Source organism: Streptomyces bungoensis (assembly GCF_001514215.1).
In the GTDB taxonomy this organism is placed as follows: Bacteria; Actinomycetota; Actinomycetes; order Streptomycetales; family Streptomycetaceae; genus Streptomyces; species Streptomyces bungoensis.
This window is the reverse complement of the sequence record NZ_KQ948860.1, coordinates 1-17,103: the sequence shown is the minus strand read 5'-3', so window position 1 is coordinate 17,103 and position 17,103 is coordinate 1. Positions and strand designations below refer to the sequence as shown.

19 protein-coding genes are annotated in these 17,103 nt (G+C 72.2%); 8 read left to right on the top strand and 11 right to left on the bottom strand.

What is annotated here, in order from left to right; translation table 11 throughout:
- Window positions 1–28: 28 nt before the first annotated feature.
- Window positions 29–622: an N-acetylmuramoyl-L-alanine amidase gene (locus tag AQJ66_RS20430; RefSeq protein ID WP_061924115.1), complete on the bottom strand. Its 594-nt coding sequence runs from the start codon at window positions 620–622 to the stop codon at window positions 29–31.
- A gap of 291 nt (window positions 623–913) precedes the next feature.
- On the opposite strand from AQJ66_RS20430, the gene AQJ66_RS20425 reads away from it, so the two are divergent.
- The 3 genes from AQJ66_RS20425 (at window position 914) to AQJ66_RS20410 (ending at window position 4,386) form a co-directional block, all read left to right on the top strand.
- Window positions 914–2,320: a family 2B encapsulin nanocompartment shell protein gene (locus AQJ66_RS20425; RefSeq protein WP_061924112.1), complete on the top strand. Its 1,407-nt coding sequence runs from the start codon at window positions 914–916 to the stop codon at window positions 2,318–2,320.
- A gap of 112 nt (window positions 2,321–2,432) precedes the next feature.
- Entirely contained in the window at window positions 2,433–3,599 is a 1,167-nt protein-coding gene (locus AQJ66_RS20420; protein WP_061924110.1) for a family 2 encapsulin nanocompartment cargo protein polyprenyl transferase, read from the top strand.
- 454 nt (window positions 3,600–4,053) lie between these two features.
- Window positions 4,054–4,386: a DUF952 domain-containing protein gene (locus AQJ66_RS20410; protein WP_061924105.1), complete on the top strand. Its 333-nt coding sequence runs from the start codon at window positions 4,054–4,056 to the stop codon at window positions 4,384–4,386.
- Window positions 4,387–4,399: 13 nt separating this feature from the next.
- Here AQJ66_RS20410 and AQJ66_RS20405 read toward each other — a convergent pair whose 3' ends face one another.
- The 3 genes from AQJ66_RS20405 to AQJ66_RS20395 are packed head-to-tail and all read right to left on the bottom strand — an operon-like array spanning window position 4,400 to window position 6,048.
- Window positions 4,400–5,143, bottom strand: coding sequence for a VOC family protein (locus AQJ66_RS20405; protein ID WP_061924102.1), 744 nt, complete (start codon window positions 5,141–5,143; stop codon window positions 4,400–4,402).
- A 42-nt stretch (window positions 5,144–5,185) separates the two neighbouring features.
- A complete protein-coding gene (locus AQJ66_RS20400) occupies window positions 5,186–5,605 on the bottom strand; it encodes a VOC family protein (RefSeq protein ID WP_061924100.1) in 420 nt (139 codons plus the stop codon).
- Between the two features lie 44 nt (window positions 5,606–5,649).
- Window positions 5,650–6,048 carry a helix-turn-helix transcriptional regulator gene (locus AQJ66_RS20395; protein ID WP_107118985.1) on the bottom strand — a complete coding sequence of 133 codons (399 nt, stop codon included), beginning with the start codon at window positions 6,046–6,048 and terminating at the stop codon, window positions 5,650–5,652.
- An 89-nt stretch (window positions 6,049–6,137) separates the two neighbouring features.
- Here AQJ66_RS20395 and AQJ66_RS20390 point away from each other — a divergent pair, with 89 nt between their 5' ends.
- The gene (locus tag AQJ66_RS20390) at window positions 6,138–6,497 is read left to right on the top strand and encodes a DUF6204 family protein (RefSeq protein ID WP_061924097.1); all 360 of its coding nucleotides are present in this window, start codon (window positions 6,138–6,140) and stop codon (window positions 6,495–6,497) included.
- A 148-nt stretch (window positions 6,498–6,645) separates the two neighbouring features.
- On the opposite strand, the gene sodN is transcribed toward AQJ66_RS20390, so the two are convergent.
- Entirely contained in the window at window positions 6,646–7,041 is a 396-nt protein-coding gene (sodN, locus tag AQJ66_RS20385; protein ID WP_061924093.1) for a superoxide dismutase, Ni, read from the bottom strand.
- A gap of 145 nt (window positions 7,042–7,186) precedes the next feature.
- Here sodN and sodX point away from each other — a divergent pair, with 145 nt between their 5' ends.
- Window positions 7,187–7,621 carry a nickel-type superoxide dismutase maturation protease gene (gene sodX / locus AQJ66_RS20380; protein ID WP_061924693.1) on the top strand — a complete coding sequence of 145 codons (435 nt, stop codon included), beginning with the start codon at window positions 7,187–7,189 and terminating at the stop codon, window positions 7,619–7,621.
- On the opposite strand, the gene AQJ66_RS20375 is transcribed toward sodX, so the two are convergent.
- Window positions 7,525–8,154 carry a CGNR zinc finger domain-containing protein gene (locus AQJ66_RS20375; RefSeq protein ID WP_061924090.1) on the bottom strand — a complete coding sequence of 210 codons (630 nt, stop codon included), beginning with the start codon at window positions 8,152–8,154 and terminating at the stop codon, window positions 7,525–7,527. The genes sodX and AQJ66_RS20375 overlap by 97 nt on opposite strands.
- A 100-nt stretch (window positions 8,155–8,254) precedes the next feature.
- Between AQJ66_RS20375 and AQJ66_RS20370 the strand changes: the two genes are divergently transcribed.
- Complete coding sequence (locus AQJ66_RS20370; protein ID WP_061924087.1) at window positions 8,255–9,013, top strand: class I SAM-dependent methyltransferase; 759 nt, start codon at window positions 8,255–8,257, stop codon at window positions 9,011–9,013.
- A gap of 76 nt (window positions 9,014–9,089) precedes the next feature.
- Here the strand turns inward: AQJ66_RS20370 and AQJ66_RS20365 are convergent, their stop codons facing one another.
- From AQJ66_RS20365 to AQJ66_RS20355, 3 genes are read right to left on the bottom strand one after another with little or no spacing between them, the layout of a single operon-like run.
- The gene (locus AQJ66_RS20365; protein WP_061924690.1) at window positions 9,090–9,842 is read right to left on the bottom strand and encodes an amino acid ABC transporter ATP-binding protein; all 753 of its coding nucleotides are present in this window, start codon (window positions 9,840–9,842) and stop codon (window positions 9,090–9,092) included.
- Window positions 9,843–9,892: 50 nt separating this feature from the next.
- Window positions 9,893–10,831, bottom strand: coding sequence for an amino acid ABC transporter permease (locus AQJ66_RS20360; RefSeq protein WP_061924084.1), 939 nt, complete (start codon window positions 10,829–10,831; stop codon window positions 9,893–9,895).
- Between the two features lie 35 nt (window positions 10,832–10,866).
- Window positions 10,867–11,817, bottom strand: coding sequence for an ABC transporter substrate-binding protein (locus AQJ66_RS20355; RefSeq protein ID WP_061924082.1), 951 nt, complete (start codon window positions 11,815–11,817; stop codon window positions 10,867–10,869).
- 568 nt (window positions 11,818–12,385) lie between these two features.
- Between AQJ66_RS20355 and AQJ66_RS20350 the strand changes: the two genes are divergently transcribed.
- Both AQJ66_RS20350 and AQJ66_RS20345 read left to right on the top strand, forming a co-directional pair.
- On the top strand, window positions 12,386–13,606 hold the full coding sequence (locus AQJ66_RS20350) for an NAD(P)-dependent malic enzyme (protein WP_061924079.1): 1,221 nt from the start codon (window positions 12,386–12,388) through the stop codon (window positions 13,604–13,606).
- A 204-nt stretch (window positions 13,607–13,810) separates the two neighbouring features.
- Window positions 13,811–14,776: a zinc-binding dehydrogenase gene (locus AQJ66_RS20345; protein ID WP_061924076.1), complete on the top strand. Its 966-nt coding sequence runs from the start codon at window positions 13,811–13,813 to the stop codon at window positions 14,774–14,776.
- Between the two features lie 68 nt (window positions 14,777–14,844).
- On the opposite strand, the gene AQJ66_RS20340 is transcribed toward AQJ66_RS20345, so the two are convergent.
- Both AQJ66_RS20340 and AQJ66_RS20335 read right to left on the bottom strand, forming a co-directional pair.
- On the bottom strand, window positions 14,845–15,915 hold the full coding sequence (locus tag AQJ66_RS20340; RefSeq protein ID WP_061924073.1) for a PadR family transcriptional regulator: 1,071 nt from the start codon (window positions 15,913–15,915) through the stop codon (window positions 14,845–14,847).
- Window position 15,916: 1 nt separating this feature from the next.
- Complete coding sequence (locus tag AQJ66_RS20335) at window positions 15,917–16,888, bottom strand: DUF4097 family beta strand repeat-containing protein (protein WP_061924070.1); 972 nt, start codon at window positions 16,886–16,888, stop codon at window positions 15,917–15,919.
- Between the last annotated feature and the right edge of the window lie 215 nt (window positions 16,889–17,103).

Genomic DNA, 17,103 nt, shown 5'->3' with positions numbered 1-17,103 from the left:
CATTGTCGCCCGGGCCCGACGACACGGCTCAGGACTTCAGGCGCTCCCCGATCCGCTCGCGCAGCCAGGCCATCGAGAAGCCGCGGGGGTCCACCTTGCCCGGCTGCCACTCCAGGTGGCCGATGACCGACCGCTGCGTCCAGCCGTGGTGCCGGCACACGGCCGCGGCGACCCGCCCGACCGCGTCCAGCTGGGCCTCGGGCCAGGGGTCCTCGCCGTCGCCCAGGTTCTCGCACTCGAAGCCGTAGAAGTGCCGGTTGCCGTCGGTGTTCGCCTGATTGTCCGGCGGCAGCCCCTTCTCGGCGATGACCGCGCGCAGCACGTCGTCGTCGCCGAGGCCCGCGTGGTTGGCGCGGCCGTGGCCGACCAGGTGGACGGTGCCGTCCTTGGTGATCACGCCGTGGCACAGCGGGCCCGGGAGGTCCGGGTGGCCGTCGCGGCACAGCTCGACGGTGCGGGCGGCGCCGCCGGTCGCCGAGTGGTGGATCATCACGCCGTGCACGGGGCCCCACGGCCCCTTGTGGTTGCGGTTGTGGTGCCGCCAGTCGCCGACCTCGACGACCCGCACGCCCTCGGCCCGCAGCGCGGCCAGAAACCCGCTCGCGGACATGGGTGGGGCCATGACCGACTCCTTCGTGCTGAGCCCGGTGGCCGCCGGTCGCGGCCCTTGCGTACCGGAGCTTCTACCGAAACCGGACGTCGCGGACCGCATCGTTCGGACGCCGTGCGAGCAGATCCGGACAGGTCGCTCATCACGGGCGATGCCGGACGAGATCCCTCTTTCTGCCCTGTAGTGCGATGATCCATTCCCGCTCTTTCGGGTAATGGCGCGGCCACTGACCGTGATGCGAACCTCGATCGCGAGAACCGGTGTGCGATGCGGCACCGGGCATACAGGAGAGGGCACTTCCATATGTCGGTAGGCGAAGAGGTCCGCACGGATCAGGGCAAGCCGCAGCAGTCTCTCGGCACGGCGGCAGCGCGGAACCTGGCCACCACCACCAAGTCCGTCCCCCAGATGCAGGAGATCAGCTCCCGCTGGCTGCTGCGCACACTGCCGTGGGTCGACCTGCAGGGCGGCACGTACCGGGTGAACCGGCGGCTGACCTACACCGTCGGCGACGGGCGCATCACCTTCGTCAAGACCGGGGACCAGGTCGAGGTGATCCCCGCCGAACTCGGCGAGCTGCCGGCGCTGCGCTCCTACGAGGACGACGAGGTGCTCGCCGAACTGGCCCGGCGCTGCCGCCAGCGGGACTTCGCGCCCGGTGAGGTCATCACCTCCTTCGGCAGCCGCACCGAAGGGGTCTACCTGCTGGCCCACGGCAGGGTGGAGAAGGTCGGCACGGGCCCCTACGGCGACGACGCGGTCCTCGGGGTCCTCGCCGACGGCGCCTACTTCGGCGAGGACGCCCTGCTGGACCCGGAGGCCATCTGGGAGTACACCGCCCGCGCGGACACCGCGGCCACCGTGCTGATCCTCAGCCGCCAGGACTTCGAGCAGGTCGCGGGGCGCTCCGACTCGCTGCGCGCCCACCTGGAGCGGCTGCGCTCGATCCCCGCGCAGCGGACCAACAAGTACGGCGAGAAGGAGGTCGAGCTGGCGGCCGGCCACTCCGGCGAGCCGGACATCCCGCACACCTTCGTCGACTACGAGCCCCGGCCGCGCGAGTACGAGCTGAGCATCGCCCAGACCGTGCTGCGCATCCACTCGCGCGTGGCCGACCTGTACAACCAGCCGATGAACCAGACCGAGCAGCAGCTGCGGCTCACCGTCGAGGCGTTGAAGGAGCGCCAGGAGCACGAGCTGGTCAACAACCGGGAGTTCGGGCTGCTGCACAACTGCGAGTACGACCAGCGGCTCCAGCCCCACGACGGCGTGCCCGGTCCGGACGACATGGACGAGCTGCTCAGCCGCCGGCGCGGCACCAAGCTGTTCCTCGCCCACCCGCGCGCGATCGCCGCGTTCGGGCGCGAGCTGAACAAGCGCGGACTGGTCCCGGAGACCATCGACATCGCCGGCAACCGCATCCCCACCTGGCGGGGCGTGCCCATCTACCCGTGCAACAAGATCCCGGTCAGTGAGGCCCGGACGACCTCGATCATCGCCATGCGCACCGGCGAGGCCGAGCAGGGCGTCGTCGGCCTCAGGCAGTCCGGCATCCCGGACGAGATCGAGCCGAGCCTGTCCGTCCGCTTCATGGGCATCAACGAACAGGCCGTCATCAAGTACCTGGTGACGGCGTACTACTCGGCCGCCGTCCTGGTGCCCGACGCGCTCGGCGTGCTGGAGAACGTCGAGATCGGCCGGTGGAGGTGACGCCCGCGCCCCGCGCGGCCGTGTCCCCGCCCCGCGGAGCGGGTAGGCCCTCGGGGTGTGCGTCCGGCAGTGGCGGGGACGCCACCGTCCACGGACTGTGCGAGGGGGAGCCATGACCGAGTTCATGACGGGCACAGCACGGCGTGCGCCCGGGGCGGCACCGCCCGGCGGGGCGGCGGAGAAGCCCGCGGTCCCCGGACCGCGTGATCGCCGGAGCCCGGCCACCGGCACCGGGGACGGCCCGCCCGACGGACAGGAGGCGGCGGCGCTGCTGGAGCGCACCCGGGCCCTCGTCGACCCCCGGCTGCGCGCCGCCGTCGAGTCGCTGCCCGGGCCGATGCGGCGGATCGCGCTCTACCACTTCGGCTGGCAGAGCGCGGACGGCACACCGGCGGCCGGCAACGCGGGCAAGGCGATAAGGCCCGCGCTCGTCCTCGCGGCCGCGTCGGCGCTCGGCGGACCGGCGGCCGCGGCGTCGGCCGTGCGGGCGGCCGCCGCGGTCGAACTGGTCCACAACTTCACGCTGTTGCACGACGACGTGATGGACCGCGACACCACCCGCCGACACCGGCCCACGGCCTGGACCGTCTTCGGTGACGCCGACGCGATCCTCGCCGGGGACGCCCTCCAGGCGCTGGCCCTGCGGCTGCTCGCCGAGGACGAGCACCCGGCCTCCGGTCCGGCCGCGGCCCGGCTCGCCGACTGCGTCGTCGAGCTGTGCGCCGGGCAGCACGCCGACACGGCCCTGGAACGGCGCGCCCCCGACGAGGTCACCCTCGACGAGGTGCTCGCCATGGCCGAGGCGAAGACCGGCGCCCTGCTGGGCTGCGCCTGCGCCCTCGGCGCGCTGTACGCGGGCGCCGGGGAGGAGGACGTGGCCGCGCTGGACGGCTTCGGCCGACAGGCCGGGCTCGCCTTCCAGCTGATCGACGACGTGATCGGCATATGGGGCGACCCGCAGCGCACCGGCAAGCCGGCCGGCGCCGATCTCGCGGCGCGCAAGAAGTCCCTGCCGGTGGTGGCGGCTCTCGCCTCCGGCACCCCGGCGGCCACGGAGCTGGCCGAGCTGTACGGCAAGCCGTACGTCGCCGGGGACACCGAGGGCATCGCGCGCACGGCCCTGGCCGTCGAGCGGGCCGGCGGCCGGGAATGGGCGCAGGCCGAGGCGGCGGACCGGATGGCCCGGGCGATGCAGGAACTGGCCCGTGCCGTGCCCGCGCCGGAGGCGGCCGGAGACCTGCTGGCACTGGCCGAGTTCGTGACCCGGCGCCGCAGCTGAGACGGGCCGCGGCGGGAGAGACCCCGGAGCCACCGGGGCCGGGCGGTCCCTGACCCCGCTCGGCCACCGGCGGCTCCGGCCAGGGCGGGCCCCGCACATCCCCACGGCGTGCGGGGCCCGCCGCCACGGATCAGGCGGACGTACGGACAGCGCGGAACCCGTGGCCGCCCTACGCTGGAGGACATGGACAGCGAGGACCACGTCTGTCCCGTCTGCGGACAGCGCGTCGACACGGTGGTCGGGCGGCACAAGACGCTGGGGGCATGGGTGCCGACGTGGGGCGCCGGCCCGTGCCGCAACCCGGATTGCCCGGCCCGGGCGGAGCAGGCCGGCCCCGTGACCCCCGCCGCTGGCGGCGAGCGGCCGAGACGCTCCGGCGGATCCGCCACCGAGCACTCCTGAGCCCGGCGCACCGGGGGTGCGGGCGGTCGCGCCGAGGCCGTAGCGTCGCCGCATGCCGAAGCTTCCGCGCATCCTGCACATCACCGAACGCTCCCTCTGGGAGGCCGCGCGCGTGTCCGGCACCTACGAGGTGTCCACCCGCGGCCGCACCCTCCAGGAGGAGGGCTTCATCCACTTCTCCACCCGGGAGCAGCTCCCGCGTATCGCGGCCCTGCTGTACGGCGACTACGACGGACCCGACGAACTGGTCGTGCTCGTCGTGGACCCGGTCCGGCTCGGGGTACCGGTGAGGTGGGAGGGCATGCCGCCCGACGGCGAGGAGTTCCCGCACGTCTACGGGCCCGTGCCGGTCGGCGCCGTGGTGGAGGTCGAACCCTGGGGGTGACAGCCCCGGGACCTCACCTCCGGGCGGCCGGCAGACCGCCCGTCTCCGGGTCCCGGCTGGTCAGGCAGTACGTGCCGCCGGCCGGGTCGCGCATCACCGTCCAGTGCGTGCCCCGCCGGACGAAGACCGCGCCCAGCCGCTCGTGCCGGGCACGGGCCGCCTCGACGTCCGCGCAGGCCAGGTCCAGGTGGGCGGAGGCCGGGCCCTCGGCGCCGAGCCGCTGGAGCAGCACCCGCACCGGCTGACCGGCCGGCGGCCTGAGCACGCGGAACTCCGGCAGGGACCCGGACAGCAGGTCCCAGCCGGTCAGCGCGGCCCAGAAGGCGGTCTCCGCGTCGTACACCGAGGGCGGGACGTCCAGACACACCTGGTCCGGACGGCAGCCGTCGACCACGGGCGGGCGCACGGCCTCGCCCTGCCAGGCCCCGACGCAGAACGCCTGTCCACCGGGCGAGCGCAGCACGGCCCACGCCCGGTGGTCGGCCGCCAGCCCGGCGCCGAGGCCGCGGGCCGTCCGCACGAACGCCGCCACCTCCTCGACGTGGAAGTCGAGATGGGCGCCGCCGGACCCGTCGAGGACCCCCTGCATCTTCACGCACGGGTCCGCCCCGGCCGGCAGCAGCGTCGCGAACTCCCGCCGCTCGCCGCGCGCCGGGGACGGCGCCGTACCCGTGACGGCCGTCCAGAAGGCCTGGGCCTCGGCCAGGCGGGCGGCGGGGCGGTCGACGAAGGCGTAGGTCCAGCGGATCGGTGTCACGACGTGGATCGTAGGCGGCGCGGGCGCGCGAGGCCCGCGGAATCATCGGTCCCGGGGCCGCTCCATGAACCGCAGCATGTTCCCGGCCGGGTCCCGGAAGGCGCAGTCGCGCACGCCGTACGGCTGGTCCGTGGGCTCCTGGAGCACGTCGCCGCCGGCCTCCCGCACCCGCTCGTACAGCGCGTCGCAGTCGTCGGTGGTGAAGTTGACCCCGCGCAGCATGCCCTTGGCGAGCAGCTCGGCGAGCGCCTGCCGGTCGGCGGGGGAGGCGTCCGGGTTCGCGCCGGGCGGCTCCAGCACGATCTCCACGTCCGGCTGCCGCGGCGAACCCACGGTGACCCACCGCATGCCCTCGAACCCCACGTCGTTGCGGATCTCGAGACCGAGCACGTCGCAGTAGAAGGCCAGCGCCTTGTCGTGGTCGTCCACGGCGATGAAGCACTGCTTGAGTTGCACGTCCATGGGGTCACGCTAGGCCGCCGGGCGCCGCCGCGCACGGGTGGCGCTCACCAGGGCCGGCGGCGCGGCCGGGTGAAGGTGCGGACCACGCAGGACGGGATCACCGCACTCGCCTCGTGCGAGCGGGCGCGGTAGGCGCTCGGCGTCTCCCCGACCAGTTCGGTGAAACGGGAGCTGAAGGAGCCGAGGGAGGTGCAGCCGACGGCGAGGCACACCTCGGTCACCGTGAGATCGCCCCGGCGCAGCAGGGCCTTGGCCCGCTCCACGCGCCGGGTCATCAGATAGCTGTAGGGGGTCTCCCCGAACGCCTTGCGGAAGCTGCGCTGGAAGTGCCCGGGCGACATGTGCGCGCCCCGGGCCAGCTCGGCCATGTCGAGCGGCTCGGCGTACTCGCGGTCCATGCGGTCGCGCACCCGCCGCAGCCGTCTGAGGTCCTCCAGGGTCACGCCCCCAGCTTGGCACGCGCCGCGGACAACGGGGGCGGCCGCCGGAAACCCGGTGGAGACAGGCCCGCCGCGCTGTCTAGGGTCGCGCCATGAGTACGCGTACCTTCCGTGTCACCGTGCGCGGTGTCTTCGACGGTCTCGACGCAGGGCAGCGGGCCGAGTTGCTGGCCCGCGCCGCGGACCACGACGTGCTGCGCGCGGCGTTCACCCCCGAGGGGCACCTCAGCTACGACCTCGCCGCCCGGTCCGCCTTCACCTTCCGCTTCCTGGACTCCGGGGAGGCCGAGGAGGACATCCTCGAGGCCACCGGACGGGCGGAGGAGGCGGCGAAGGCGTGGCTGGACGGGCACGGCTACGGCTACAAGAACCTCAGGTCGCAGGCCGAGGACCTCTCCCAGGCACCCCTGGGCAAGCGGCAGCGCCGCGAAGCGGCCCGGAAGGCGACCTGACCGGCCCGCGCCCCGGCCGGTGCCGTCACACGGCACCGCACCCGGTCCCTCGGGGCGCCGTGGGCGGCGGCCCGGGAAACCGGGTGCGGAAGGGAGACGCTGCGATCAGGAAGATCACAGGTCGAAGGGCGCAGTGGTCCCAGGGGGATCAGGCCTTCTTGGTCTCCCAGAAGATCTTGTCGATCTGGGCGATGTGGTCCAGCGCCTTCTGGCCCGTCGCCGGGTCGGTGGACGCCTTGGCGGCCGACAGGGCCTTCAGGGTGTCGTTCACCAGCTGGTGCAGCTCCGGGTACTTCTCGAAGTGCGGGGGCTTGAAGTAGTCGCTCCAGAGCACGGAGACGTGGTGCTTGGCGAGCTCCGCGCGCTGCTCCTTGATGACGGTGGCACGCGCCTGGTAGTGGGGGTCGTCGTTGCCGGCCATCTTCTCCTGGATGGCCTTGACCGACTCCGCCTCGATGCGGGCCTGGGCCGGGTCGTACACGCCGCAGGGCAGGTCGCAGTGGGCGCTGACCTTGACCTTGGGGGCAAACAGGCGGGAAAGCATGGAGCATTCCTTCCTCGTGATCGTCTTCTCAGGTGCGACATTACTCCCTGAGAGAGGCGATTTCTCGAGTGCCCCCTAGGGCTTAGGACAAAAGTCCAGGGTGAGACTGAGACTGGTGGAGGAACGGACCGGGGAGGTGCCGGGGATGCCGGAGCTGTCGCAGGACACCGAGCGGGGGAGGGCCGCGGCGCCTTTCGGGCTGGCGGAGGTGACGGGGCCGTCGATGGTTCCCACCCTGCACCACGGGGACCGGCTGCTGGTGCGGTACGGGGGTGTCGTCCGGCCCGGTGACGTCGTCGTCCTGCGCCACCCCTTCCAGCAGGACCTGCTGGTCGTCAAGCGGGCCGCGGAGCGGCGCGAGGGCGGCTGGTGGGTGCTCGGGGACAACGCGTACGCGGGCGGCGACAGCACCGACTACGGGGTCGTGCCCGACGAGCTGATCCTCGGCAGGGCGCTGGCGCGGTACCGGCCGCTCAAGGCCGGTCAGCGTTCGCCGCTGGCGCTCGCGCGCTGGGCGTTCTCCGCCGCCAGGCCGCTGCTCACCGACCGGTCGGCCTCCAGGCGCTTGCGGGCCCGGTAGGCGGCCACGTTGGCGCGGGTGGCGCAGCGGTCGGAGCAGTAGCGCCGGGAGCGGTTGGTGGAGGTGTCCAGGTAGGCGTTGCGGCAGGGGGCCGCCTGGCACAGGCCGAGGCGGTCGACGCCGTACTCGGTGAGGTGGAAGGCCAGGCCCATCGCCGCGATGGCCGCGTAGCCCGCGGTGGCGTTGGACGGGTGGTCGGCCAGGTGCATGTGCCACAGGGGGCGGCCGTCCTCGTCGCGGAAGTCGTGCCCGGAGATCTGCGGGCTGACCGGGAACTCCAGCAGGAGCGAGTTCAGCAGGTCGACGGCCAGGGTCTCGTCGCCCAGGTCGGCCGCCTCGAAGACCGCGCGCAGCCGGGCCCGGACCGAGCGGAAGCGCGTGACGTCGGCGTCGGTGGCGCGGCGGGCCGCCGACGCGTTGGCGCCGAAGAGGTCGCGGACGGCCTCGACCGAGGTCAGGTTGTCCTTGCCCCGGGCCGGCTCCTCGCTGTTGACGAGACGGACGGCGTAATCCGAGTAATAGGCCAGTTCCACTTGTAGTCCTTACCGAGGCGCTCTATGGTCGTGTCTGCGGTCGGGTAACAGCCGGTCGTGCTTCCAGGGTATTACGCGGGCGAGGGGAGACGGGGTTTCCATGACCACCGGTACCGGAACCGACTGGGCTGCCTGGCAGGAGAGCTGGGACCGGCAGCAGGAGTGGTACATGCCGGACCGCGAGGAGCGGTTCCGGATCATGCTCGACATGGTCGAGGCGTTCGCCGGCCCGGCACCGCGCGTGCTCGACCTCGCCTGCGGCACCGGCAGCATCACGGCCCGGCTGCTGCGGCGGTTCCCCGGGGCCACCAGCACCGGCGTCGACCTCGACCCGGCCCTGCTCGCCATCGCCGGCGGCACCTTCGCGGGCGACGACCGCGTCACCCTCGTCACCGCCGACCTCCGGGACCCGGACTGGCCGGCGGCGCTGCCGTACGACTCCTACGACGCGGTCCTGACCGCCACGGCCCTGCACTGGCTGCACAGCGAACCCCTCGCGGCCCTCTACGGTCGGATCGCGGAGCTGGTCCGCGACGGCGGCGTCTTCCTGAACGCGGACCACATGATCGACGACAGCACGCCCCGGATCAACGCGGCCGAGCGGGCCCAGCGGCACGCGCGCATGGATCAGGCCGGCCGGGACGGCGCCCCGGACTGGTCCGCCTGGTGGCAGCTGGCGGCACAGGACCCCGCCCTCGCCGGGCCCACCGCCCGCCGCTTCGAGATCTACGGCGAGCACGCCGACGGCGACATGCCCTCCCCGGCGTGGCACGCGGCCACCCTGCGCGCGCACGGGTTCGGGGAGGCGCGGCCCGTGTGGTGCTCGCCGTCGGACACCCTGCTGCTCGCCGTGAAGTGAGCCGGCCGGCACGCGAAGGGGCGGCACGGGCACTCCCGTACCGCCCCTCGGCGTGTCAGAGGTCCTGCCGGACCCGTCAGAGGACCTTCGACAGGAACGACTGCGTCCGCTCGTGCTGCGGGTTCGTCAGGACGTCGCGCGGATGGCCGGATTCGACCACGACACCGCCGTCCATGAACACCAGGCTGTCGCCCACCTCGCGGGCGAAGCCCATCTCGTGGGTGACCACCACCATCGTCATGCCCGACTCGGCGAGGTCGCGCATGACGTCGAGGACGTCACCCACCAGCTCCGGGTCGAGGGCCGAGGTCGGCTCGTCGAACAGCATCAGCTTCGGGTCCATGGCCAGGGCCCGGGCGATCGCCACGCGCTGCTGCTGGCCGCCGGAGAGCTGGGAGGGGTAGTTCCCGGCCTTGTCGGCGAGGCCCACCCGCTCCAGCAGCTGCATCGCCCGCTCCCGGGCCTGGCTCTTGCCGACGCCCTTGACCTGGACCGGCGCCTCGATGACGTTCTCCGCGGCCGTCATGTGCGGGAACAGGTTGAAGCGCTGGAAGACCATGCCGATGTCCCGGCGCTTCAGGGCGACCTCGCTGTCCTTCAGCTCGTACAGCTTCTCGCCCTTCTGGCGGTAGCCGACCAGCTCGCCGTCGACGTACAGCCGCCCGGCGTTGATCTTCTCGAGGTGGTTGATGCACCGCAGGAAGGTCGACTTGCCGGAGCCGGAGGGGCCGATGAGGCAGAACACCTCGCCCGGCTTCACCTCCAGGTCGATGCCCTTGAGGACCTGCACGTGACCGAAGGACTTGTGGACGCCCTCGGCCTTGACCATCGGGACGTTCCCCGTCGGCATGGAGTCCTGCACCTTGCTCGGCTTGTCCGTCATGCCATGCCTCCCTTCGGCCGGCCCAGGGAGAGCATGTTGGCCCTGACCTTCTGCCAGGGGGTGGCCGGCAGCTGACGGCTGGAGCCGCGGGCGTAGTACCGCTCGATGTAGAACTGGCCCACGCTCAGCACCGAGGTCATGATCAGGTACCAGGCCGCGGCGAGGAAGTACATCTCCACCGGGGCACCGGAGTTCTGGCCGATGTCCTGGGCGAAGCGGAACAGCTCGGGATACTGGACGGCCGCCACGAGCGAGGTCGTCTTCAGCATGTTGATCACTTCGTTGCCCGTCGGCGGCACGATGACGCGCATCGCCTGCGGGATGACGATCCGGCGCAGGGTCTTGCCGTGGCTCATGCCCAGGGCGTGCGCGGCCTCGGTCTGGCCCTCGTCCACCGCGAGCAGGCCGGCGCGGCAGATCTCGGCCATGTACGCGGCCTCGTTCAGGCCCAGGCCGAGCAGCGCAGTCAGCAGCGGCGTCATGAAGTCGGACCAGTAGTTCTTGTAGATCGGGCCGAGGTTGATGTACTCGAAGACCAGGCCCAGGTTGAACCACAGGAACAGCTGCACCAGCACCGGGGTGCCGCGGAAGAACCAGATGTAGAACCACGCGATCGACGAGGTCACCGGGTTCTTCGACAGGCGCATCACCGCGAGGACGATGCCGCCGACGATGCCGATCACCATCGACAGGACCGTCAGCAGCAGCGTCTTGCCGACGCCCTGCATGATCCGGTGGTCGAAGAAGTAGTCCGGGATCGCGTGCCAGTTGATCTTGCCCTGGCCGAACGCGTAGATGATCGCGAACAGGATCGCGATGGCGATGACGGCGGAGACGTAGCGTCCGTAGTGCCGGACCGGGATGGCCCTGAGGCCCTCCGGGCCGGCCGCCGGAGTGCCCTGCGCCCCGGCCGCCGTCTTGTCGATGTCTGTCACGGGTGTTGCCTCTCAGTGCCCGCTCGGGTCCGCGGTCACTTGCCGCCGTTGATCACGGACTCCTTGACGGCGCCGTCCTGGGCGCCCCACTTCTGCAGGATCTTCTGGTACTCGCCGTTCTTGATGATCGCGTTCATGGCGGCCTGCAGGGCGTCCCGCAGCTGGGTGGCGCTCTTGGCCACGGCGATCCCGTACGGCGCCGCCTCCACCTGGTCGCCGACGATCTGGAAGTCCTTGCCGCCGCCGGAGGTCTTCACCGCGTACGCGGCGACCGGGAAGTCGGAGGAGGCCGCGTCCACGCCGCCCGAGCGCAGGCGGGTCTGGGACTGCTGGTCGTCGTCGAACGGCTCGATGGACAGCTTCTTGCCGGCCGGGCACTTCTTGGCCTCCTGCTTGGCCAGGTCCTCCGACACGGTGCCGCGCTCGACGGCGATCTTCTTGCCGCACAGGTCCGACCAGGAGGTGATGCCCTTGGTGTCGCCGTTGCGGGTGTAGATGGAGACGCCGGCGGTCAGGTAGTCGACGAAGTCGACGCCCTCGCCGACCTTCTTGCCGGTGTCCGGGTCGACACCCTCCTGGCGGTTCTTGTTGTCGGTCATCGCCGACATCGCGATGTCGTAGCGGCCCGAGCGCAGACCCGTGAGCAGCGCGTCGAAGGTGCCGTTCTCGAACTCGAGCTTCACACCGAGCTGCTTGCCCATGGCGGCGGCGAGGTCCGGGTCCAGGCCGGCGACCTTGCCGGAGGAGTCCTTGAACTCCACCGGGGCGTACGCGATGTCCGATCCGACCCGGATGACACCCTTGCTGCGGATGTCCTTGGGAAGCTTGTCGGCCAGCGGGGCGTTGCCGACGGACGCGCTGCCGGAGTCCTTGTTCTTGGTCTGGTCACCGCAGCCGGTGAGCAGCAGGGCGCCTGCGACCGCGATCGCACCGACCGCCGCCAGGCGGGTGTGCGCGGTGGTACGACGGGTGGAGCTTGCGGTCATCGTGGTTCCTCCGGCGGGAGAGTTGCCGATGGGTCGACGGAAACACACACCTTCGGGTGTCGCGACCTCGTGGGTTTACGGCATCTTGCCATTCGGGCTACGCCATTCAGGGGCGTGCCAATGTCAAAATCGGATAACGGGATGACGCCGACCGCGTCAGGACCCGCCGGGTCGGGACATCGGGGCCGCACCATCTGCGGAGAACCGGCATTCCCGCCGGAAAATCTTCCGGACGTCTCAGGATGTGATCAAGGCTTGCGGGTGGACACACCACCAGGTCCGGCCGCCGTCGAGTCACACCCGTGTCGCTCTCGTGTCAGCCCCGTGTCATTCACGTGTGGCGTTCTGGTCCTCAGATGTGACCTTGCACCTAATGGACTCGTCGTGAGCGCCGTCCGTCCGGTAAGAAGGTTCTTTACACCCCTCATCCGGGGCTCAGGGCGCGTGTGCGGCGCGCCCGTCGCGCAGCTGCCCGTACGTATCAGCAACCGGGCCTGCGCGGTGCCCGCCCACCCCTCACCAGGAGTGGTCGACCCTCAAACCATGCATACCTAAGGGGTAAGACAAAGTGGCAGCGGAGATCGTCAATCCTCGCAGCGACAGCAGCACGGATCAGGAGGGGGCCGAGCCCCTCGATTCCTTCGATCCGGCGTTCGCGCTCCACCGCGGCGGAAAGATGGCCGTGCAGGCCACCGTTCCGATCCGCGACAAGGAAGACCTTTCCCTCGCGTACACGCCCGGCGTCGCGCGCGTGTGCACCGCGATCGCGGAGCAGCCGGAGCTGGTCAACGACTACACATGGAAGTCCTCTGTGGTCGCCGTCGTCACCGACGGCACGGCCGTGCTCGGACTCGGGGACATCGGTCCCCAGGCCTCCCTCCCCGTGATGGAGGGCAAGGCGATCCTGTTCAAGCAGTTCGGCGGCGTCGACGCGGTGCCCATCGCGCTCGACTGCACGGACGTCGACGACATCGTCGAGACCGTCGTCCGGCTCGCTCCCTCGTTCGGCGGAGTGAACCTGGAGGACATCTCGGCGCCCCGGTGCTTCGAGATCGAGCGCCGGCTCCAGGAGCGGCTGGACATCCCGGTCTTCCACGACGACCAGCACGGCACGGCCGTCGTGACGCTCGCGGCGCTGCGCAACGCGGCGCGGCTGAGCGGGCGGGAGATCGGGCAGTTGCGGGCCGTCATCTCGGGCGCCGGCGCGGCCGGTGTCGCCATCGCCAGGATGCTGGTCGAGGCCGGCATCGGGGACGTGGCCGTGGCGGACCGCAAGGGTGTCGTCTCGGGCGACCGCCAGGACCTGACGCCGGTCAAGCGGGAGGTCGCCTCCTTCACCAACAAGGCGGGCATCAGCGGTTCGCTGGAGGACGCCCTCGCGGGTGCGGACGTGTTCATCGGCGTCTCCGGCGGCACCGTCTCCGAGTCCGCGGTCGCCTCCATGGCGGAGGGCGCCTTCGTCTTCGCGATGGCCAACCCGAACCCCGAGGTGCACCCGGAGGTGGCGCACAAGTACGCCGCCGTCGTCGCCACCGGCCGTTCGGACTTCCCGAACCAGATCAACAACGTGCTGGCCTTCCCCGGGATCTTCGCGGGAGCGCTGCAGGTGCGGGCCACACGGATCACCGAGGGCATGAAGATCGCCGCCGCCGAGGCCCTGGCCGCGGTGGTCGGTGACGATCTCGCCGCCGACTACGTCATCCCCTCCCCGTTCGACGAGCGGGTCGCTCCGGCCGTGACCGCGGCGGTGGCCGCCGCCGCCCGGGCCGAGGGCGTCGCCCGTCGCTGAGGTCGCGTGGAACGGCCCCGCCCGCCCGGGCGGGGCCGTTCCCGTGCCGCCCCCTCCGCGCGCCCGGCGGGTGCGCGGGCACCGGCCCGGTGCGTGGGCGCGGTGCCGCGCCGGCTGCGCCGCACGGGTGCCGTCACGCAAGAGGGCATGTGTCACAGGGCTTCCTGGTTCCGTCCGCTGCACGGCGCACCTATCGTCGAGGCCATGTTCGCTGCCTACGCCGCCCGAATCGACCGCGACCAGCCGCTGACCGGCCTGGAGTTGGGGGAGCGTCCGGCTCCCGAGGCCCGGCCCGGCTGGAGCACCGTCACCGTGCGGGCCGCCTCCCTCAACCATCACGACCTCTGGTCCCTGCGCGGCGTGGGCCTCGCGGAGGACAAGCTGCCGATGATCCTCGGCTGCGACGCCGCCGGGATCGACGAGGACGGCAACGAGGTCGTCCTGCACTCCGTCATCGGCCAGACCGGGCACGGCGTCGGCCCCCGGGAGCCCCGCTCCATCCTCACCGAGCGCTACCAGGGCACCTTCGCCGAGCAGGTCGCCGTCCCGACCTGGAACATCCTGCCCAAGCCGAAGGAGCTGTCCTTCGCCGAGGCCGCCTGCCTGCCGACGGCCTGGCTGACGGCGTACCGGATGCTGTTCACCAACGCCGGTGTACGGCCCGGCGACTCGGTGCTCGTCCAGGGCGCGGGTGGCGGTGTCGCCACGGCCGCGATCGTGCTGGGCCGGGCGGCGGGCCTGAGGGTCTTCGCCACCAGCCGGGACGAGGCGAAGCGCAAGCGCGCGCTGGAACTCGGCGCGGTCGAGGCGGTGGAGCCGGGGGCCCGGCTGCCGCAGCGGATGGACGCCGTCATCGAGACCGTGGGCGCCGCCACCTGGTCGCACTCGGTGAAGTCCCTGCGTCCCGGCGGCACCCTCGTCATCTCCGGCGCCACCAGCGGAGACCGGCCCTCGCACGCCGAGCTGACCCGGATCTTCTTCCTCGAGCTGAAGATCGTCGGCTCCACGATGGGCACCAAGGACGAGCTGGAGGACCTGCTCTCCTTCTGCGCCGCCACGGGCGTGCGCCCCGTGATCGACGAGGTGCTGCCCCTGGACCGGGCCCGCGAGGGCTTCGAGCGGCTGGCGTCCGGCGAGCAGTTCGGCAAGATCGTGCTCACGAACTCCTGACCCCCGGCGCGGCCGGACGCCGGGGCGGCCCCGGGGAGCCGGGCCCGCCCGGGCGCTTGCGCCCGTCCTCAGACTCTGGGGCGGCGGAGTATCGCCCCGACGCGGGCCGCCGCCGTCGACAGGTGGCGGCGGGTCTCGCGGAGCTGGTCGTCGGTGACGCCGTGGTCGCGGGCCGCGTCGCGGATGTCGTCCCGGAAGCGGTCGAGCAGGCGGTCCAGGTCACGGGACGGATCTCCGGTGCCGGCCTCGTGGGCCCAGGACGGCTCGTACTCCGCGGGGAAGTCCTCCGGGGTGGTCGAGAGGTCCGGACCCGCCGAGGGGGCGGACGGGCGGTGGCCCGGCTCCTCGCCGGCGCGGCCGAAGCCCCAGTCCTTGCCGAACTCCTTGCCGTAGTCCCTGCCGAACTCCCCGAACTCCTTGGCGAGTTCGGTCAGGCCGTCGCGGACACCGGTCGGCCAGTCGCCCCGCGCGAAGTGGTCCTGGACGCGCTCCTGGACCCGGCGGGCGATGCGCTGCATCTCCTCCTGGGCCTGGGCGCGCGCTCGCGCCTGGGCCTCCTGCGCCTGGTTGCGGGCCCGCTGGGCCTCCTCGCGGGCCCGGCGGCTCTCGTCCTTGGCGCGGCGGGCCTGCTCCTTCCACTCCTGCTTGACCCGGCGCATCTCCTCCTTGGCGGCCCGCCAGGCCTCCTTGTCGTCCAGGTCGACGGACTCCCCGGAGGCCCCCGCCCGGGCGCCGGCCGTCCGGGAACCCTGGCGGGCCTCGGAGGCGGCCGCGCGCATCTCACGCCGCAGATCGCCGGCCGCGCCCCGCACGTCGGCCCTTATCTCGGCGGCGAGTTCCGCGACGGACTCGCGGATCTCCAGTTCCAGGTCCTCCAGTTCACCGCTGCGGTCGGCCAGTTCGGCGCGGCCGGCGTCCGTGATGGCGTACACCTTGCGGCCGCCCTCGGTGGTGTGGGTGACCAGGCCCTCGGCCTCCAGCTTGGCCAGGCGCGGATAGACCGTGCCCGCGGAGGGGGCGTACAGGCCCTGGAAGCGCTCCTCCAGGAGCCTGATCACTTCGTAGCCGTGGCGCGGGGCCTCGTCGAGCAGTTTGAGCAGGTAGAGGCGGAGACGGCCGTGGGCGAAGACGGGAGGCATGTCAGAGCACCTTCTTGTCGGTCGTGCCGTCGGCCGGGGCGCCGGGGGCGTCGCCCCGGTCGGAGACGGAATTGTCCCCCGGAGTGGTCCCGGACCCGGCCGCGGGGCCGGCCGGGTCGCCGGGGCCGCCGTGGGGCCGGGTCTCCTGAGGGATGTCGTCCTCGTCCTCGCCCGGCGGGCGGCGCAGCAGGGCGATCGAGCCGGAGACGGTGGTGGCCCGCAGGCGGCCCGTCCCGGCGCCCAGGCGGCCGGTGATCTTGTGGGCGCCCCACTGGCCGTGCACCCGCAGGTCGTCGAAGGCGTTGGAGATGGTGCCGCTCGCGGTGTTCGCCTCCACCTCCGCGTCCGCCGGGTGGGGCAGCCGTATGGCGATCTCCCCGGAGACGCTGGTCAGCCGGACGTCGGTCGGGCCGTCCGGGTCCAGGTCGACGATCATGGAGCCGCTGACGGAGTCGGCGCGCACGGAGGGGCCGGAGCCCTCCACCACGGTCAGGTCGCCCGAGACCGAGTTGAAGCGCAGGTCTCCCGTGACGGCCTGGGCCTCCAGGTTCCCGGAGACGGTGTCGGCGCGGACCGGGCCGGAAAGGCCGACGAGGGTGGTGTCGCCGGTGACGCCCTTGACCACCGTGGGGCCGCTGATGCCGGAGACGACCGCGCCCGCGCCCACCACCCCCACCTCCACGCGCGTGTCGGCGGGCACGGCGAGGGAGACGACGGCGCTGCGCCGCCAGCCCTTGCGGTCGAGCCACTTGAGGAAGCCCTTCCAGGGCAGGTCCTCGTAGGCCACCGTGAGGGTGCCGTGGTGATGCGTGACGATCAGGGGCGGGCCCTCGATCTCCGTGACCTCCAGCCGGGCGGAACCTTCGTCGGTGCCCACCACGTTCACCGTTCCGTTGACGATGCGTACCTGGAGGTCTCTGACCGGGGTGTCGAAGGTCAGCTTCTGGGGCTCGGCGACGGACCACTCGGACATGGGGACCTCCTCGGCCGGACGGGTGACGCGGCGCAGGCACGGATGCGACACGCCATATCGCGTCTTTCTGAGAACACGATATATCGCGGTGGGGTGAAGTCAAGACACTCTTTCGTGTCAGCGCGGAGGGCGCGTACCGGGACCGAGGTGGGCGAATCGCCTCCGCCCGGGCGCGGGGCCGGGTGCGGACATGCGTCGGCCCCCGGCTTCCGGGC

Excerpts from the sequence above, each read along its gene's own strand:
- AQJ66_RS20430 (WP_061924115.1), bottom strand. The coding sequence starts at position 622 with ATGGCCCCACCCATGTCCGCGAGCGGGTTTCTGGCCGCGCTGCGGGCC.
- AQJ66_RS20425 (WP_061924112.1), top strand. The coding sequence starts at position 914 with ATGTCGGTAGGCGAAGAGGTCCGCACGGATCAGGGCAAGCCGCAGCAG.
- AQJ66_RS20420 (WP_061924110.1), top strand. The coding sequence starts at position 2,433 with ATGACCGAGTTCATGACGGGCACAGCACGGCGTGCGCCCGGGGCGGCA.
- AQJ66_RS20410 (WP_061924105.1), top strand. The coding sequence starts at position 4,054 with ATGCCGAAGCTTCCGCGCATCCTGCACATCACCGAACGCTCCCTCTGG.
- AQJ66_RS20400 (WP_061924100.1), bottom strand. The coding sequence starts at position 5,605 with ATGGACGTGCAACTCAAGCAGTGCTTCATCGCCGTGGACGACCACGAC.
- AQJ66_RS20390 (WP_061924097.1), top strand. The coding sequence starts at position 6,138 with ATGAGTACGCGTACCTTCCGTGTCACCGTGCGCGGTGTCTTCGACGGT.
- sodN (WP_061924093.1), bottom strand. The coding sequence starts at position 7,041 with ATGCTTTCCCGCCTGTTTGCCCCCAAGGTCAAGGTCAGCGCCCACTGC.
- sodX (WP_061924693.1), top strand. The coding sequence starts at position 7,187 with ATGCCGGAGCTGTCGCAGGACACCGAGCGGGGGAGGGCCGCGGCGCCT.
- AQJ66_RS20370 (WP_061924087.1), top strand. The coding sequence starts at position 8,255 with ATGACCACCGGTACCGGAACCGACTGGGCTGCCTGGCAGGAGAGCTGG.
- AQJ66_RS20365 (WP_061924690.1), bottom strand. The coding sequence starts at position 9,842 with ATGGTCAAGGCCGAGGGCGTCCACAAGTCCTTCGGTCACGTGCAGGTC.
- AQJ66_RS20355 (WP_061924082.1), bottom strand. The coding sequence starts at position 11,817 with ATGACCGCAAGCTCCACCCGTCGTACCACCGCGCACACCCGCCTGGCG.
- AQJ66_RS20345 (WP_061924076.1), top strand. The coding sequence starts at position 13,811 with ATGTTCGCTGCCTACGCCGCCCGAATCGACCGCGACCAGCCGCTGACC.
- AQJ66_RS20340 (WP_061924073.1), bottom strand. The coding sequence starts at position 15,915 with ATGCCTCCCGTCTTCGCCCACGGCCGTCTCCGCCTCTACCTGCTCAAA.
- AQJ66_RS20335 (WP_061924070.1), bottom strand. The coding sequence starts at position 16,888 with ATGTCCGAGTGGTCCGTCGCCGAGCCCCAGAAGCTGACCTTCGACACC.